The organism is Nitrosopumilaceae archaeon (assembly GCA_035631875.1).
Taxonomy (GTDB): Archaea; Thermoproteota; Nitrososphaeria; order Nitrososphaerales; family Nitrosopumilaceae; genus TA-20.
The window spans coordinates 168101-184823 of record DASQHX010000013.1; the positions used below are offsets into that span (position 1 = coordinate 168101).

The 16723-nt window shown below is 36.5% G+C and carries 21 protein-coding genes; 9 read left to right on the forward strand and 12 right to left on the reverse strand.

Annotated features, from left to right (window positions below; all coding sequences use genetic code 11):
• Positions 1-17 precede the first annotated feature (17 nt).
• From VEU72_10130 to VEU72_10145, 4 genes are all read right to left on the reverse strand, one after another.
• Positions 18-824, reverse strand: coding sequence for a hypothetical protein (locus tag VEU72_10130; GenBank protein ID HYL67490.1), 807 nt, complete (start codon positions 822-824; stop codon positions 18-20).
• A 1-nt stretch (position 825) separates the two neighbouring features.
• A complete protein-coding gene (locus VEU72_10135) occupies positions 826-1119 on the reverse strand; it encodes a hypothetical protein (GenBank protein ID HYL67491.1) in 294 nt (97 codons plus the stop codon).
• A gap of 60 nt (positions 1120-1179) precedes the next feature.
• Positions 1180-2013 carry a helix-turn-helix domain-containing protein gene (locus tag VEU72_10140; protein ID HYL67492.1) on the reverse strand — a complete coding sequence of 278 codons (834 nt, stop codon included), beginning with the start codon at positions 2011-2013 and terminating at the stop codon, positions 1180-1182.
• 180 nt (positions 2014-2193) lie between these two features.
• Positions 2194-2574 (reverse strand): response regulator, encoded by a 381-nt coding sequence (locus tag VEU72_10145; GenBank protein ID HYL67493.1) that lies wholly within the window; start codon positions 2572-2574, stop codon positions 2194-2196.
• A gap of 131 nt (positions 2575-2705) precedes the next feature.
• Here VEU72_10145 and VEU72_10150 point away from each other — a divergent pair, with 131 nt between their 5' ends.
• On the forward strand, positions 2706-3458 hold the full coding sequence (locus VEU72_10150) for a hypothetical protein (protein HYL67494.1): 753 nt from the start codon (positions 2706-2708) through the stop codon (positions 3456-3458).
• A gap of 50 nt (positions 3459-3508) precedes the next feature.
• On the opposite strand, the gene VEU72_10155 is transcribed toward VEU72_10150, so the two are convergent.
• Positions 3509-4258, reverse strand: a complete 750-nt coding sequence (locus VEU72_10155; protein ID HYL67495.1) for a metallophosphoesterase — start codon at positions 4256-4258, stop codon at positions 3509-3511.
• A 35-nt stretch (positions 4259-4293) separates the two neighbouring features.
• Between VEU72_10155 and VEU72_10160 the strand changes: the two genes are divergently transcribed.
• The gene (locus VEU72_10160; GenBank protein HYL67496.1) at positions 4294-4599 is read left to right on the forward strand and encodes a hypothetical protein; all 306 of its coding nucleotides are present in this window, start codon (positions 4294-4296) and stop codon (positions 4597-4599) included.
• Here VEU72_10160 and VEU72_10165 read toward each other — a convergent pair.
• Positions 4591-4890, reverse strand: coding sequence for a hypothetical protein (locus VEU72_10165; GenBank protein ID HYL67497.1), 300 nt, complete (start codon positions 4888-4890; stop codon positions 4591-4593). The two genes, VEU72_10160 and VEU72_10165, sit on opposite strands and share 9 nt — an antisense overlap.
• Positions 4891-5457: 567 nt before the next feature.
• Here VEU72_10165 and purD point away from each other — a divergent pair.
• Positions 5458-6717, forward strand: coding sequence for a phosphoribosylamine--glycine ligase (gene purD / locus VEU72_10170; protein ID HYL67498.1), 1260 nt, complete (start codon positions 5458-5460; stop codon positions 6715-6717).
• Between the two features lie 146 nt (positions 6718-6863).
• Here the strand turns inward: purD and VEU72_10175 are convergent, their stop codons facing one another.
• Positions 6864-7370: an Lrp/AsnC family transcriptional regulator gene (locus VEU72_10175; protein ID HYL67499.1), complete on the reverse strand. Its 507-nt coding sequence runs from the start codon at positions 7368-7370 to the stop codon at positions 6864-6866.
• Between the two features lie 192 nt (positions 7371-7562).
• Between VEU72_10175 and kdpA the strand changes: the two genes are divergently transcribed.
• The 4 genes from kdpA (at position 7563) to VEU72_10195 (ending at position 12199) form a co-directional block, all read left to right on the forward strand.
• Positions 7563-9170 carry a potassium-transporting ATPase subunit KdpA gene (kdpA, locus tag VEU72_10180; GenBank protein ID HYL67500.1) on the forward strand — a complete coding sequence of 536 codons (1608 nt, stop codon included), beginning with the start codon at positions 7563-7565 and terminating at the stop codon, positions 9168-9170.
• An 11-nt stretch (positions 9171-9181) separates the two neighbouring features.
• Positions 9182-11302 carry an HAD-IC family P-type ATPase gene (locus VEU72_10185; GenBank protein HYL67501.1) on the forward strand — a complete coding sequence of 707 codons (2121 nt, stop codon included), beginning with the start codon at positions 9182-9184 and terminating at the stop codon, positions 11300-11302.
• Between the two features lie 7 nt (positions 11303-11309).
• The gene (locus tag VEU72_10190; GenBank protein HYL67502.1) at positions 11310-11792 is read left to right on the forward strand and encodes a potassium-transporting ATPase subunit C; all 483 of its coding nucleotides are present in this window, start codon (positions 11310-11312) and stop codon (positions 11790-11792) included.
• A gap of 89 nt (positions 11793-11881) precedes the next feature.
• The gene (locus VEU72_10195) at positions 11882-12199 is read left to right on the forward strand and encodes a hypothetical protein (GenBank protein HYL67503.1); all 318 of its coding nucleotides are present in this window, start codon (positions 11882-11884) and stop codon (positions 12197-12199) included.
• A 193-nt stretch (positions 12200-12392) separates the two neighbouring features.
• Here VEU72_10195 and VEU72_10200 read toward each other — a convergent pair whose 3' ends face one another.
• The 3 genes from VEU72_10200 to VEU72_10210 all read right to left on the reverse strand — a co-directional run bounded on the left by VEU72_10200 (position 12393) and on the right by VEU72_10210 (position 14485).
• Positions 12393-12779: a response regulator gene (locus tag VEU72_10200; protein ID HYL67504.1), complete on the reverse strand. Its 387-nt coding sequence runs from the start codon at positions 12777-12779 to the stop codon at positions 12393-12395.
• A gap of 286 nt (positions 12780-13065) precedes the next feature.
• A complete protein-coding gene (locus VEU72_10205; protein HYL67505.1) occupies positions 13066-13632 on the reverse strand; it encodes a 5-formyltetrahydrofolate cyclo-ligase in 567 nt (188 codons plus the stop codon).
• Complete coding sequence (locus tag VEU72_10210; GenBank protein ID HYL67506.1) at positions 13616-14485, reverse strand: bifunctional 5,10-methylenetetrahydrofolate dehydrogenase/5,10-methenyltetrahydrofolate cyclohydrolase; 870 nt, start codon at positions 14483-14485, stop codon at positions 13616-13618. Before VEU72_10210 ends, VEU72_10205 begins: the two co-directional genes overlap by 17 nt.
• Before the next feature lie 110 nt (positions 14486-14595).
• On the opposite strand from VEU72_10210, the gene VEU72_10215 reads away from it, so the two are divergent.
• Positions 14596-14946 carry a cupin domain-containing protein gene (locus VEU72_10215; protein ID HYL67507.1) on the forward strand — a complete coding sequence of 117 codons (351 nt, stop codon included), beginning with the start codon at positions 14596-14598 and terminating at the stop codon, positions 14944-14946.
• Here the strand turns inward: VEU72_10215 and purN are convergent.
• Positions 14943-15560: a phosphoribosylglycinamide formyltransferase gene (gene purN, locus VEU72_10220; GenBank protein ID HYL67508.1), complete on the reverse strand. Its 618-nt coding sequence runs from the start codon at positions 15558-15560 to the stop codon at positions 14943-14945. The genes VEU72_10215 and purN overlap by 4 nt on opposite strands.
• A gap of 136 nt (positions 15561-15696) precedes the next feature.
• A complete protein-coding gene (locus tag VEU72_10225) occupies positions 15697-15942 on the reverse strand; it encodes a hypothetical protein (protein ID HYL67509.1) in 246 nt (81 codons plus the stop codon).
• Positions 15943-16064: 122 nt separating this feature from the next.
• On the opposite strand from VEU72_10225, the gene VEU72_10230 reads away from it, so the two are divergent.
• Complete coding sequence (locus VEU72_10230) at positions 16065-16631, forward strand: AsnC family protein (GenBank protein HYL67510.1); 567 nt, start codon at positions 16065-16067, stop codon at positions 16629-16631.
• Positions 16632-16723: the final 92 nt, after the last annotated feature.

The window sequence follows — 16723 nt, forward strand, 5'->3', positions numbered from 1 at the left end:
TTCAAGATGTTTGAATTTTATTTAAGATCATCAACTTTACCAAACGATTTCATTTTTGGTAGGGTAAACAACTTGACCTGACTGTAGATTCCAAATGCAAATAAAATATAGGCCCATAGATACAAGATATTGACAGGATTTCCACTATGAACAGAATTATCCGTATCTAAGAATAAAAATCCTGAATCGGCTATTATATTGAGTATGATTGCAATGCAGCAAAGTGACCACAACAAATTCACTTTACCTTTTAGGAACAAGGCCACTCCCAATACTGCTGGAAACAAAATCATGGCATCAGATAATGGATAAAGTGCTGCCCATAATATGTCAGATAAACTTGCTGTTGGATTGTACGAGTACATTGCATATATTGTTGGTACAAAGAAGATCATGGTAGCAAGAGATGCATTCCAAATCATTTTCTTAGATATGGCTATACGAAATGGTTTTAGATAGTAAATCATAAATGCAAACAAAAATGGATAGCCTGCAAGATACAGCCAATCAGTTTCAACAGGAAACGGCACAAGATGAAAGACAAGTTCTGCTCGTAGCCATACCACTTCGCCAGCAAACCAGAACGAGACAAAAGTCACAAACAAAAGATATGCCCTTCCAGTCTCACCTTTTCCTTTAAATCTAATTGCAATAATTATGGACAGAACCAACAGCCCGCCAGATGCTGGTACATAAAGCAAGTCTGTTGTAATGGTTGCAGCCTGACTACCAGCAAGATTTGAGGCTATCACAACTATTACTACGGCAAGTAAGCAAAATAAGAGAAACTTGTTACTCTTTATCTCATCAAGATTTGTCTGCATTCTACTTTGCCAATACTTTGAGGAATTCGCCTATGGATCTTTCCTGGCCAAATTCGCCTAGGTTTTTCTTGATCTTTGATATTACAACAATATCTGCATGACCAAATGTTTGATTTAATACGTCTTTCAAATATTCTGGTTGTTCCATGCAATCAGAAATAGAACACTTGTATTTTTTAAGTAACTCATTTGCAACAATCACGTTCCATGGCTGCCCTGCTTCGTTTAGTGCATCCTCTACTGCCATGGCAAATAACGCCTTTTTGTCTGTTAATATTGCATTTTCATCTAACATTTTGAAACTCTCCTAGTTTGTAAATTGCATTATGATTGCGTAAATCAAATAAATTTTGTTTCAACTGACAACCTCCCCTTTAATCCAAGAATTATCAAATAACTTGTACACAGAATCCACAAGTGCCTTGGAATCTGACCATATTGCAAATATGTCGTCTGAAGGATTGGTTGTATTTCTCAAAAGCATGAGAATCTCTTCATTGTCCTTTATCACAAAGCATTGGTCATCTTTGGGACTTTCTTGCAATAACCTTATTTTTTTTGTGTCTATCGTTTTTGCAAAGGTGGGAATAGCTTTGGTAAGAGAGATTACTATCTTTACATCAAGAGCTGAGTTTGATAATGTATCAAATACTTCAGAGTGAACTAACTTTGAGAGGTCTTTTATTGATCCCAAAACTAGAATTTCTTTTTTAGCAGAGCTTACCATGTTCAAAAGCTTGCTAAATATTTGAGATTGCCCCTGAAGTGTGTGCATTTTTTCACTAATCTCTTCATTTATCTCAAGAGCCGAACTAGGAATTTGTTTCCACAAATCAAAAAGTTCTTCTGCTTGTTTTGACAATGTATTGATTTTTTCTTTTTCTGCATTGATCATTGACAAAATTGCTTGTTCAAGAGGCAGGGGGATAAACTCTGCTGGTGAACCGTGGGTTTCCTTAACTATTCTGCGTTCTTGTAAACCGCCAAGAATAAAATAAGTCTCTGTTCTAGGAAATCTCAAAGTTTTGACAATTTCAGCAGCAGGTTTAGGTCCTACTTTGGCCAAGTAAATGTAAACCTTAGCTTGGTTTTGAGTCAAGCCAAATTTTAAAAGCACATTTTGTATTTTTTCAAGACATGTTCGTTGTTGGTAAAGAGATGAACCAGGTTCAGATTCAAAAATAGTCAAGATCTTCTCTTGTATTGACAATTCTAATCATGTTTTATTTCATTTTTTCCTATAAAAGATAGTTCTGCCAAAAACGGAAATCAGCCAGTAATTTTTCTATAAATGGATATCAAAAAATAAACCACAAGGTATGTAGAAAAACTTGGTAAATATTTCAGAACTATGAATATATTTTTGCCATTACCTGCGATATAGACCAAGGCCTTCTAGTGTACTAAGAAGGGTGTCAAGTTGAACTGGTTTTTTTAGACAGAATTTAGCTCCCTTTTTTAACAGTTTATGGATGTCATCGCTGTCAACAGAAGAAGCAGTAAAGATGATGATGTTTTGATCTTGAATCTTTCCTGATTTTGCAAGTGACTCAACAATATCATGTCCGCTAAATTTTGGCATTGCTAAATCTAAAAGGACAACATCAAACTTGTGTTGCAGTATCATGTCCAATCCTTTTTTGCCATCACTGCAGGCAGCACATTTGTAACCTTCAATCTCCAAAAATTCTGACAACATTTGTGTTATCTCCTTGCTGTCATCTATGATTAGTGCCTCTATTTTCTTCATGGTTGTTTTGTATGATTCATACAAATAAGATCTTTGATTGTAAATTCGTCTATCTAGTTGACCTTAATTGACAAAAACTGCAACAATTCCTCACGTTTGAGAATCTTTTGGTATTTTGTGATTTATGCCAGTTGAAAACCACATTTCTACTAATAGCGATTATTGCTATCGTACTTTCTAGTACATTTGTTCCATATTCTAGTGCAAGCGTAGTAGTTGCTACAACACTTCAATATGACGTTACAGCATCATCATCAGGGGATAGTAAAGTTTGCGGAGATCATATCTGTGGTCCTGGAGAACAATGGAAATTGAAGGCGGAACTTAATGCCCTTCAGCATAAGAATTCAGGAAGTAATATGACTACAACTACACCAACACCGACTACACCAACACCGACTACACCAATTACGCTAAACACGACAATGTGGATAAATCATTTAGGATTCTTGCAAGGTGACCCAAGTGTGCATTTATCATTTAATGAAAATAATTCTAAAGTCGGTAGTAACATGAGCGGTCTTGTGATTGAGTCAAATACCATAGGAAATGTGGCATCTGATGGTGGCGATAAAGTAATAACAACAGGCCTACAAGTACCCCCGCATTATTCTATCACTAATGTGATCGTCTGTTATGCAGACTCTAACAATACAAGAAGCTTTATTGATCAAATAAGACTAGATCAACAGAGTCCTTCAAGCACAGCACTCGTACTAAATGATACACATATGACAAATACGAGACACGACTGTATGACAAGCCAATCAACACTGGTTAATCCAAGCAAAGGCGAGGTAATGCTTGATTTGCGATTAAACTTTGGAGACACCTCTGATAAGATTGTAATAAGAGAAGCAGGTTTAGTTCTAATACCAAGTTAGTTTTCTACCAAATCTTTTAGGTGTCAAGTCTCTGATGGTAGAAACCATTTTCAAATTACATTCTCAAGCATAGATTCGTTTCCTATTATAGAACCATCAAGTGTTACAATTTTTGCAGACTGGAAATTTTTAATTGATTGAAGAATTGGCGAGATTGATTTTTTGTAATATTTTTTATACGTGGCATAAAAATATTTGTTAAAGGCAGGAAGAATAATTATTTCTAGAGTTCCTTTTGATGATGGAAAAAGCTGGTTTTTTTCTGCTCTAATTGAGACCCATACTCTCTGACCATCTACGACAGAACCTTCCTGAAAAAACACTGGATGTACATGACCCATGACTATCTTGTTTACCTGGGATAGATTTTCTGAAGGCATGGTATGTCCATGGGTCAAAAGCGTATCCCCAACTACAAGTCCTGAAGAGCTTACAAGTGTGATTCCTTCTGGAAGTAATTTTTGTATATTGGAATCATGATTGCCTGGAATTAGGATAGTTTCAATTTTTTTTCCAATCTCAAAAAATAACGGAACTGCTTGCCACTCTATTTTTGAGATAAAATCAATGCCTGATTTTACGTCGCCTAGTAAAACCAACACATCTGGTTTTTCATATTCTATTATGGATAAAAGAGAGTCTACTGTCTCTTGGACCAGTTCTTTTGGTTCCACATGGATTTCATTAGACAAAAACGTGTTCTCAAAACCAATGTGTAAATCTGTTACAACAAGATAACGCTTTTTTTCCTCTTCTAGAATCAAAGCAGGCTGTGATTGAATTGGTCTTGTCTGAACCATCAAAGATATACGAACCAGTTTTGAATTAAATCCTTGTGAAAAAAGATTCTGCCAACCTTGACGCGGTCATATCAGGAAGAGGTGTCAAGCTTCACTACTTTGAGCCAAGTAATAGAAAAATCTGGACAGTAGTTGGAAAAGATAACGAGCATTGGCTTGACTCGGATTTGGGATTCTGCTCTTGTGAGGATTATTATTTTAATGCCATGGAAAATAACGGAGAATGCTATCACCTAAAATCAGTAAGAATTGCCAAACAAGAAAATAAAGTTGAAGTTATAAAATTTTCAGATTCAGAGTTTGAAAGTTTTATTACAGCACTTGTTTCTGATCTAATGTAGTTTTATTTGGAAAAGATCTTCTTTAGAAACTCCTTTCCATAATCCGACCATTCCTTCTGCTGGAACTGGATCTACCTTGGTTATCTTTTGTATTTTGATGTGATCTGGGTTTGGTGGCATCCATAGCATTGCCATGTAATCTCCAACATTTCCAACCTTGTCAGGTTTTGCAGAAATTATCTTGTCTTTGGCAAAACCATTTGTAACTAGTGCATTTGTTGCAACCGATTCAAGGTCCCTTCTTCCATGTACAAAAAGATAAACTGACTTTTGTGCATCAATTTGACTCATGGTACCAGTTTCAAATGCAGCTTTAATCAATATTTCTAAAACGCAAAACTAACTAGTTAACCAGAAACAATAGAAGAATCTTCTTGAACAATTTTACAAATTCTTTATCTCTAACCTTCATATGATTTACCATGGAACTGTAGGTATGGTCTACACGTCTTATTTCCATAAACGTTCCATGACTCCGCAGGGATTAACCCTGCAGTTCCCTATTTTTCATCTATAATTTATTTTTGAAAATTTGAGGTGCAAACAAAGAGAAAAATGACATTTTATTGCTTTTGACTTGAAAGTTGTTTGTTCTTTTCTTCAAGTTTTTTAATATATTCTCTTAGGCGATTTATAGTTTCTTGATTACTTTCATCATGCGACTTTTTATCATGTAAATGAGCCAAGTCAATTCCATATTGTTATAGATCTATAAAACAATGTATTCCCATTTTTGGAAATGACTGGCAAGTTAATGAAATTCATTAACCAAAGGTAACGCCTGAACAAAACAACCAAAAGGTAACAGTTCCATAAAACCAATCTTGGAATATATACGAGAAAATTATAGAAAATACATTGACTGATGTTTTAGTTGTTGGTTCTGGTGGAAGAGAACATGCACTTGGCTGGAAACTGTCTCAAAGCAACAAAGTGAGCAAAGTTTACTATGCTCCAGGTAATGGCGGAACATCAAACAACGTATCCATATCAGTAGATGACATTGATGGATTGGCAAAATTTGCATCAGAGAATAATTGTCTGACAGTTGTAGGGCCTGAGACTCCGCTTTCTATGGGTATAGTAGATGAATTTACAAAAAAAGGTTTGAGGATATTTGGACCAACAAAAAAAGCTGCACAGCTTGAATCAAGCAAAGTATGGGCAAAAAACTTTATGAAAAAACATGACATCCTTACTGCACAATTTGAGATTTTTGATGATGCAAAAAAAGCTAAAGAATATGCAAAATCAGTTGATTATAATCTTGTAGTAAAAGCAGATGGTCTTGCAGCAGGAAAGGGCGTGATTGTTTGTAATGATTATACCGAAACAGTATCTGCAATTGATAAAATACTAGTAGAGAAAAGCTTTGGTACTGCGGGTTCAAAAATAATTTTAGAAGAAAGAATTGACGGAATAGAGGCATCATACATTGCGCTCTCTGATGGTATGGTGGCAATTCCAATGGCCACAAGTCAGGATCATAAAAGAATATTCAACAATGACAAAGGTCCAAACACTGGAGGGATGGGTGCATATTCTCCAACTCCTGTTATAGATGATTCCATGGCAGAACAAATTCAAAAAGATATCATCAACATGACTGTGCAATCCATGAAAAACGATGGTATTGTTTTCAAGGGATTTTTGTACGCTGGAATTATGCTAAAAGATGATACGCCATATGTTTTGGAATATAACGCAAGAATGGGCGATCCAGAATGTCAACCCATCATGATGAGAATGGAGTCAGACTTGTATGATTACATCAATGCAAGCATTGATGGAACCTTGTCACAACTGCCGCCTATATCATGGAAGAAACAAAGTGCTGTTTGTGTTGTACTAGCATCAAAAGGATATCCTGATTCATACCCAAAAAATGAGGAAATACTGGGTCTTGACACGCAAGACAACAACTCGATAGTATTTCATTCAGGCACCATACGCGATAGCAATAGAGTTCTGACTAGCGGAGGCAGGGTACTTGGAGTAACTGCACTTGGGGGTTCATTACAAACTGCAATATCTAATGCATATTTGCGAGTAAAAGAAATATCTTGGCCTTCCAAATACTATAGAACTGATATAGGAAAAAAGGGCCTCATGTCTTAATTGAAATATTTTTGTCCTATAGTGTTAAACTGGTAATTCAAATCCCTTAGTGGGTTTTCAATTATCGTCATATGACCATCAAAGATCACAAATATTGAATTTGTTAAATAACGAATTATAATCATAAAATTATGCTTAAATATTTTTTATCTACGTGTTTTTTGCAAAAAACTTCTTTGTCTAAGAAAACGCAAGAGTGCAACATCATCTTGGCGTTTTATTTGTGATGATATTATTGAGCTTGTAAGCTTTGCAGTGATAGGCTCAAAACGAGTCATGACTTCTTCTCTTAAGCTTTGCAAGTCGGTTTCCATTACCTTGAAAAAATATTCCTGATCCCCAATTGTAGAATATGCTTCTATAACACGTGGTTCTTTTAGAATATAACTATGCATTTTTTTAACATCCTCCTCGCCAAGTCCAGTCTCTGCTCCAACGTATGCAGAGATCCCAATTCCAAGTCTTGACCAGTCTAGCTCTACCTTGTGTATGAAGACTCCCTTTTCTTTCATGACGCTTACTCTTTTTGCTATCGTACGCTGATCAACTTTGAGAATCTCTGCTAATTTCTTGAATTGTATGCTTGCATCCTTTGCCATGTATTCCAGTATCATTAGATCTAACTCGTCAGGCACAAAGACTGGTTCCTTCATACAAATCTTATGATATTTAATATCATATTAATATTTTTATCATGTTATCTAATGGCATGAAAATCTATATACATGTATCTTGATGTAGGTCTAGATTAACATGGTCACAGATGCAAATTCAGCATGTTTAGCAAACGCACTAGCGATGCTTGTACCAATCATGTATTCTAAACAAAGGACATAGTGACATTTGTGGACATTGTAATACTATTAGCTGTACTGGTAGGTTCTCTTGGATTGTCTGTAATTTTTGGACGATATATGGCAAGAATGATCATCTTCGAGGCAAGACCTCTTGAAAAGACATTAGGTAGAATAGAGGGTGGATTTTACAAAATAATTGGCGTAGACAAATACGAACAGATGACGTGGAAGCAGTATGTTCTAGCCCTAGTAGTGACTAATGTTATTGCAGCTGCCTTTGTTATGGCAATATTTCTCTATCAGAATAGTCTTCCTTTATCACCAAAACCTGGCCTATCATTTGATCTGGCATTCATGCAAGCAGCATCATTTATCACAAATACTGATCTTCAACACTATGCTGGTGATCAGCAACTATCGATCTTCTCACAAATGATTGCACTCATCTTTGTAATGTTTGTAGCCCCAGCATCAGGAATTGCCGCCTTGTTTGCGTTTGTCAGAGGTTTTATTAGAAAGAATTTTGGTCTTGGAAACTTTTATGTTGATTTTACTAGAATAATCCTAACACTTCTACTACCAGTCGCATTTTTGTCAGCATTGTTATTGTTGTTCCTAGGAGTTCCACAGACGCTTGATTCAACAATCACGACAGGTACATTACAAGGTGGCAATCAAACAATTACCATAGGACCTGTTGCCGCACAAGAATCAATAAAGGATCTTGGAAGCAACGGTGGCGGATTCTTTGGAGCAAACTCTGCTCATCCCTTTGAAAATCCAACTGGTATTTCAAATGTATTTGAAACTATCTTAATGCTTGTCATACCATTATCAGCACCTATAGCATATGCTCATTTGATAGGAAAGGGAAGGGGAGTCTCAATACTTGTTGCCATGTTAATTGGTTTTGGAGTGATGCTTATTCTTGGTCTCACACAGATAAGCGGTCCCTCTGGTCTTGAAACAAGATTTGGAAACTTTGGTAGTGTTCTTTTTAATGAAGCTTCAATAGCAACAAACACTGGCTCTGCAGCTTCAGCTCTTACAGGAATGTCACCAAATGCAGTGATTGGACTTTTCTTGAGTATGTTCATTCAAGCAATTCCGGGAGCTGATGGTACTGGGATGATGATGATGATCATCTTTGTCATACTTACTCTCTTTCTAGTTGGGCTGATGGTAGGAAAAACACCTGAATTTTTGAGCATGAAGATTAATCCAAGGGATGTCAGACTGGCAGCATTTGTATTTCTGATACATCCTGCATTAATACTCATTCCAACCGTTATCGCATACAGTACTGGCGATGCGCAAAGTGTTGTTGGCGGTCAAGTTACTCCTATGACATTTACACAAGTTTTGTATGAATTTACATCTGCTTCAGCAAACAACGGTTCTGATTATCTTGGTACTTCGGCAAACACACCATTTTGGAACTGGTCTACTGCATTTGTCATGCTAATTGGGCGTTATGCACCAATAGTGCTGATGCTGGCAATTGCAGGCTCGTTTACCACAAGAGATAGAAAGGAAGTTGTTGAACCAATCAAAACTTCGGGACTTCTTTTTGTTGGCGTATTGTCAGTTATGGTATTCATATTGACAGCTCTTACATTCTTTCCGTTCTTGGCCATGGGACCATTTTCAATTTAGGTGATGAAATGATGGTGGCAAAAATAAGACAATCATTACTTGACGCAAGAATACTCCAGGACTCAGTAACAAAGCTCAATCCAATCTATCTTGCCAAAAAAAGTCCAGTAATGTTTGCAGTCGAAGTTGGATTCTTCTTGGTATTTGGAATTGCTTTATTGCAAAATGCATCTTCAGAATTTGTAAATGAAAACCGTGTATTCTATATCGAATCAGCAATAATTCTAATCGTCACAGTTTGGTTTGCGACGTATTCTGAATCTCTCTCGGAAGCTCAAGCAAGAGCAAAGGTTGATTCCCTTAGGAGTCTTGAAAAAGAAGTTCAGGCAAAAAAGATGGTTGATGGAAAAGAGGTCATAGTGTCTTCTATCAGCCTCAAACCAGGAGACAGGGTTCGGGTTTACGCAGGTGAGATAATTCCAAGAGATGGCATTATAGCAGATGGGAAGGCATTCATAGATGAATCCATGATGACTGGAGAATCAGATCCTGTCTTCAAGGAAAAGGACAATCCAGTACTTGGAGGAACCAAAGTTGCAAATGACAAAATAATAGTTGAGATCACTGCAGAGGCTGGCAAGAGCTTTCTTGATGAGATGGTAGGATTAATTGAAAGTGCAACCAGACCAAAGACAAAAAACGAAATTGCTCTAACCATATTACTTGCAGGTCTTTCATTAATTTTCATAACTGTGGTTGGTACGATGCTGTTCTTTGGATATTATCTAGGATACCGTATGGATATCTCTGTACTTTTCGCATTGCTTGTGGCACTCATGCCAACTACCATAGGAGCACTGATGCCTGCAATAGGTATAGCCGGAATTAACAGGTTAGCAAGGGATAACATTGTAGTCAAATCAGGAAAAGGAGTAGAAGCTGCAGGAGACTGTGATGTTCTGATCCTGGACAAGACTGGAACAATTACTGAAGGTGCACGTCGAGCTATTGCATTTGTTCCGATGGAAAAGTTTACAGAAAGAGACATTGTTGAAGCTGCTTATGCAGCATCTTTTAACGACGCTACACATGAAGGAAAAACCATAATTGAACTTGCAAATGAGAAAAAAATTGAACCTTCGTTTATGATGGAAGTTCTGGCAGCAAGGCCTATTGATTTTAGTTCAGAAACACGTTTTAGTGGTATTGAGTTATCACCAAAGAAAAAAACATTTGCAACACAAGATTCGATTTCAAAAACATCTGGTGAAACAAAAACTAGAGTTTCAGCCAGAGTAGAAGAGCTGGAGGAGTCCAACACCCAAGTAAGAATCCTAAAAGGTGCTGTTGAAGCTATCTTGAAGATTGCTCAAAATGTAAACGAACCAGAATTGCGATGGAAAGCACAGGAAATATCAAAGACTGGGGGCACTCCACTTGCTGTTGCAATAAATGATGAGATAATAGGACTTGTCTCACTTAAGGACAATCTAAAAAAAGATATTCGAGAAAAGCTTGACGAAGTTCATGTGTCTGGCATAAGCACAGTTATGATCACAGGAGATAATCTTCTTACAGCTCAAATGATAGCAAAGGAAGCAAATATTGATCAAGTCATAGCTGAAGCCAAGCCCACCGACAAGCTAAACAGAGTAGTAGAAGAACAAGTAAAGGGTCATGTTGTAGGAATGATTGGTGATGGTACCAACGATGCACCAGCACTTGCCAAAGCAGACATAGGACTTGCAATGCATCGTGGAACAGCAGCTGCAAGAGAGGCAGCCAACATGGTTGACCTTGATTCTGATCCTTCAAAGATACTCAATGTGGTAAAGCTTGGAAAGCAATTACTTATGACACGAGGCGCAATCACCACATTTTCCATTGCAAATGATGTTGCAAAATATTTTGCAATTCTTCCTGCAATGTTCTCCAAGGTAAATCCAAAGATGGAATTACTTAATTTAATGCAGCTTCACAGTCCTGAAAGTGCCGTTTTATCTACGTTGATATTTAATGCAATAATAATTCCCATACTAATTCCATTATCGCTCAGAGGTGTCAAATACAAGCCAGAAGCCCCGCAGAGGACATTTGTAAAAAATATGCTCATATACGGAGTGGGAGGAGTTCTTCTTCCATTTGCAGGAATAAAGGCAATCGACTTGGTAGTGTCAGTGTTTTGGAGATGACATAGATATGAGAACACTAAAGAGCAAAGTATTTTCTCCGTCGATAAGGGTCGTCATACTGATGATCATTACAACCGGAATTGCATATCCTTTACTTGTTACAGCTATAGGTCAGACAGTACTTCCATCCCAATCAAATGGTAGCCAGATTATTCTCAATGGTAAAGTGGTTGGCTCAGAGCTCATCGCTCAAAGCTTTGATTCTCCAAAGTTTTTCCATCCTAGAAATTCTACTGATTCAGGATCAGGTGTAGATCCAGACATTACCCCAAACAGTGCTATTTCCCAGATACCTGCAATAAGCAGTGCAACTGGAATACCTGTTAATGCGTTAAAGACACTAGTTGATCTTGATATTGCAAGAAACAAGGAAACAAACGCTCTAGTATTTGCACCAGACTACGTCAACGCATTGAATCTCAATATAGAACTGGTAAAACAATATCCAGAAGTATATGCACAAGAGATTTCAGCAAAGGGGGGAACTTGACATGGATGGCATCTTGATAACATTTGTTATGTCACTTGCAATAGCTGGAGGAGTATTGATGTATTCCCTGTTACGAGCTGAAAAATAAAATGGCTGTAGAAGGCTACGAAACTATCGTACTTGCTGGAATGATGATGTTACTAGTTTGGTATGTCAGTTTACCATACGATAATGTTTTGTTTAATGTATGGGATAACACAGCAAACAAAGACCCAAGAGGTAATCATGATCTTCAATATCCATTACATACGACTGGAACAATAGTGCAACAAGTGGATAATCTTTTCAACATAGGTTACATCATAGAAGGAATCGCTAAAACAATAGTGTATTTTGCGGTTCCAGCTACAATTCTTTTCAAGATGTTCATAACTGTAAAAAGGGAATTGCGATTCAATTTTACTTGAATCTATTGGATTTATGAACTTGCTCTATATGATAGAACAAAATATTTATTGTTAAATATCGAAATGTGATGTTATTAATCATGTTATATACGGTGCTGTTAAGTTATTGTCGCCTTTTCTCTCTGTTAAGTCTCATCACCTTTGAAGGGTTCCGTCAAGTTGTCGTCGGTTTTTCTCAGTCAAAAACCGTCGGTTATAAACGAGGATTGATTTTTACCTCTTTCATTAGATATTCCATTAGATGTGTACCTGAAATCGGTTTTTTTATAAAATGTCTTTGATCTAATTCAGGAAATGCTTTGGTAAATTCGTGACGATATTCTTCATAGGCTGTAAGGAAAAATATATTGGAATTGTCATCTTTTTTCATTAACTCTCGATATAATTGAAATCCATTCATTTTTGGCATTCGAATATCGAGGATGATTAGATCGTAAAAATTTGGTTTGAAATCTTCTAAGGCTTTTTGAGGATCAATATAGGTATCAGTCTGAAACCCTCTACCTTCCAAAAATTTCTTAATGGAATTTGCAATATCGGATTCGTCATCTACAATGAGAACTTTCAAAGTCTTGTTCATTGACCACCCCAACCATTTTGCATATTAGTATTATGTAAGATTCTTCTATAACTTTTTCTAATTGATGATTAGCCTGTCAAATATCTTTAATTTTCGTTCTACAATCATTACCCATTCATAGCTTAATCCAATACAATCAGGATCAAGACAATCCAATTCCTTTCTACACAAAGGACAAAGATGATCCTTCTTTAATCCTCTAACGACCTTTTCTCTGACTCTAATCTCACCATTCTATCTCTCTGTGCCTCAAGTTGTGCCTTTAAATTAGAAAAATTTTTACCAATTAAGGGTTTTGTGTCCTGATTACCTTGTCTTCAGTAACTATGAAATTCATTTTAATATCATGCTCATCACGAGGAAATGATCTGATTACCTGTTTTGCATATGATAGAGCAATTGTTGTGGATCTTTTTCCATGCAGATATCTGTCATAGTACCCAAATCCGTATCCTAGTCTGAATCCATCTTTTGATAGTGCAATTGCAGGAACAATTACGACATCTAAATTTTTTACCATATCACACTTGTCTTTTGGCTCCATGACAGAAAAATTTCCTGGCTCTAGTTCTGAAAAATTTGAAATCTTTTTGAATATGAGATCGTTTTTTATAACCTTTGGTAATGCCAATTCTTTTCCTGCATTTAGTATTTCTTGGAGTATGTCCTGTGTACGAACCTCACTTCCAATTGAATAATACGCTCCAATTGTTTTTGCGTTTCTATACAACTCTATCTTTCTTAGGTTGTCTTGAATTTCCTTGCTTGTAATTTTGATAAAATCAGGAGATAATCCGTCACGTGCATCTAATAGCTGCTTTCGCAGTCTTGCTTTTTCAACGACTTGAGACAAATTCTTTACTAATTGAAGCAGCAGTGACAGTGTTCTTTAAAAGCATCGCTATTGTCATGGGCCCAACTCCCCCTGGAACAGGAGTTGCAAATGATGCTTTTTTGATGACATTTTCGTAGTCTACATCACCTACAAGCTTTCCGTCTTTTCTGCTTGTTCCAACATCAATTACAATGGCACCATCTGGTACCATGTCTGCAGTTAGTGTAAATTTTGACCTGTCCCCTATTGCGGTAATTATGATATCTGCAGAAAGACAGTGTTGTTTTAGGTTTTTTGTTTTGGAATGACACGTGGTAACTGTGGCATTTTTTTCAAGCATCAAATGGTATAGTGGCTTTCCAACAAGATGGCTTCGATTTATGATTACGACATTTTTGCCTGATAGTTCGATTTTGTAATAATCAAATAATTCCATTATTCCTGAAGGTGTACATGGCTTTAGAATTGCTCTTCCTGATGCCATCAATCCAACATTATATGGTGTCAGACCGTCCACATCCTTTATTGGAGAGATTCGTGATGTGGTAGAAAATTCGTCTAATTGTTTTGGTAGGGGAAGCTGGACTAAAATTCCATGCACTGCATTATCCTTGTTTAGTAAATCAATTAATGAATTCATCTCTTGCTGGGAAAATGATTCTGGCAATCTGTGATCTTTGGTTTCAATTCCTACCTCTGAGCATGCCTTTTGTTTATTGGAAACATATGTCATCGAAGCTGGATTTTCTCCCACCAATACTGTTGCAAGACATGGTGTGACTCCTTCTTCTCTTAGTACTTCGGCAGCTATTCTTACTCTATCTTTGACAGAATTTGCTACTGCAATGCCGTCTATTTTTTGCCCAGTCAAACTAGCTTTAGGTACGTTTTAGGATATTTAATCCTTGGAACGTTAATTCTCTGAACTGTTGAAATTTTCCCTGTATACCATTTATTTCCATTTATTTACGCCTGATTAGATTGATTAATGGAATCAGAAAACATAGTATGTTGAAAATCCAGTTTGACACAAACCAATTCCTAAAAGATATCTCAAAAGGCAAATCATATTTTCACACATTTATCAACAAAGAAAATCTGGCAGCAGGAATCATACTATTAAAGCCTGGAGATAAAGACACCCAAGGGCCACATGACAGCGATGAAATTTATTATATTATACGCGGAGACGGCTTTCTAAATATTGATGGAAAAGACCATTCCATATCAGAAGGAATGTCATACTATGTTGCAAAAAACATACAACACAAATTTCATGGAAACAAAAAAGAGCTAGTTGTATTGTATTTTTTTGGCGGGCCAGATTCCTAGGAAATTACTGTCTTTCTTCCCTTTACTCTAATTCTTTTTTCTGCAAAAAGCTTGACTGCCTTTGGATAGATCTTGTGCTCTTTGGCAAGAATCTTCTCTGAAAGACTTTTTTCAGTATCGCTATCTTTTACCTTGACTATACTTTGTAAAATGATTGGCCCAGTATCAACTCCTTCATCTACAAAATGAACTGTACAGCCAGAATACTTGACACCATATTCTACTGCCTGTTTTTGTGAATGCAATCCTGGAAACGAAGGCAATACTGCAGGATGTATGTTCATTATTTTTCCTTTAAAATGCCTGATAAACTCTGGACTCAATATTCTCATAAATCCTGCAAGACAGACAAGACCATTTCTTGGAGTAACACCATATTTTTCTAAGACTGCAACAATTTTTGTGTCATACTCCCAATTTGCGCCTGTGATTCCAGTACTCTCTATTATCTCAGTTTTCACACCAAGTTGTTTTGCAATTTTTATTCCCTTTGCATCTGGTTTATTTGATATTACAACTGCAGGTTTTATTGGAATTTTACCTTTCTTGACTGATTTTAGAATAGCTTCCATGTTGCTGCCCCGGCCAGAAATCAATATGCCAAGATTTATCATGGTATGACTATTTCATATTGTAAATAAACACTTTACTAATCGTATATTAAAAATTTGAATTAATTGGATTTCTTTACACATGTGTAGCTCAATCAGATGAGTTTGTAGAGAAAAAAAATTAAAGAAAGTAGTGTACTTACTTTCTAATCTTTAGCCCTATTTTTGCAGCTAGTCCCCATGAAAGTAAAGTGAAACCAATTGGAAACACTCCACTTGTTAGGACTGACGAAATACCCTGTATTGATATTCCGTTGTTGCTGTATGCGGCTAGGGCTATTGGCAATGCTGCCAAGCCAATGACAGTCACTTTCTTTTGGACCGTCAAGGCGCCGTGTTGGTTTTGTAGTTCTGTTGTCATGTTTATCTGATTCCTAAACGACATGCATCTATTTAGAATCGGCCTAACTTTTGATTACACTTTGGTTCTGTTGTTGAACTTTTTGACAACTTTGGTTCAAGTTTTGAACTTTGATGCCTATTTTGAAATTTTTCGCTGATTATTTCATGGATGATCTGGATAGGCTAATTTTGAATTTGTTAATATCAAACGGCAGAATCTCGGCACGAAATATTGTTAAGATATTAGAAGAAAAAGGAGTCAAAATCTCTGAGAGAGGAGTAGGAAAGAGAATGGCAAAACTAGAGCAGGACAAGGTTATTCTTGGTTATACAACAATGGTAGATCTTCAAAAGGTCAACATGGCAACCACGCGTCTTGTTACTGTAAAATTCACATCCCCTAGAGACTTTTTACAAAGAATGGAGGCAATGAAGAAATATCTTACAGAATCTCCATTTTGTGATTTCTCTGCTAGAACAAATGGAGACATTGACTGGATGGAGATAAAATTCTTCAATAACCATGAACAGGCAAAAAAAGAAGAAGACTTGTACCGTTCTTGGTTTGGTGATATAATTGAGGATTACAAATCATATGATCTGGATATTCAAAAGTGGGGATGGCAGATATTTGATGAATCAAATTTTGATAGATTCATACAACAAGCAATAACAAATGAGCAACCTGTTCTTGCCCCAAGTCCACCGCCTACTTCAAAAATATACCGTTAAAGATAGTTTTTAGCTCAGATTAAGATCCATAATTGAATTAGAAACTAAAAATTTGATTATGTATAATGTGGTTGCAGATCAATCTAGCAATT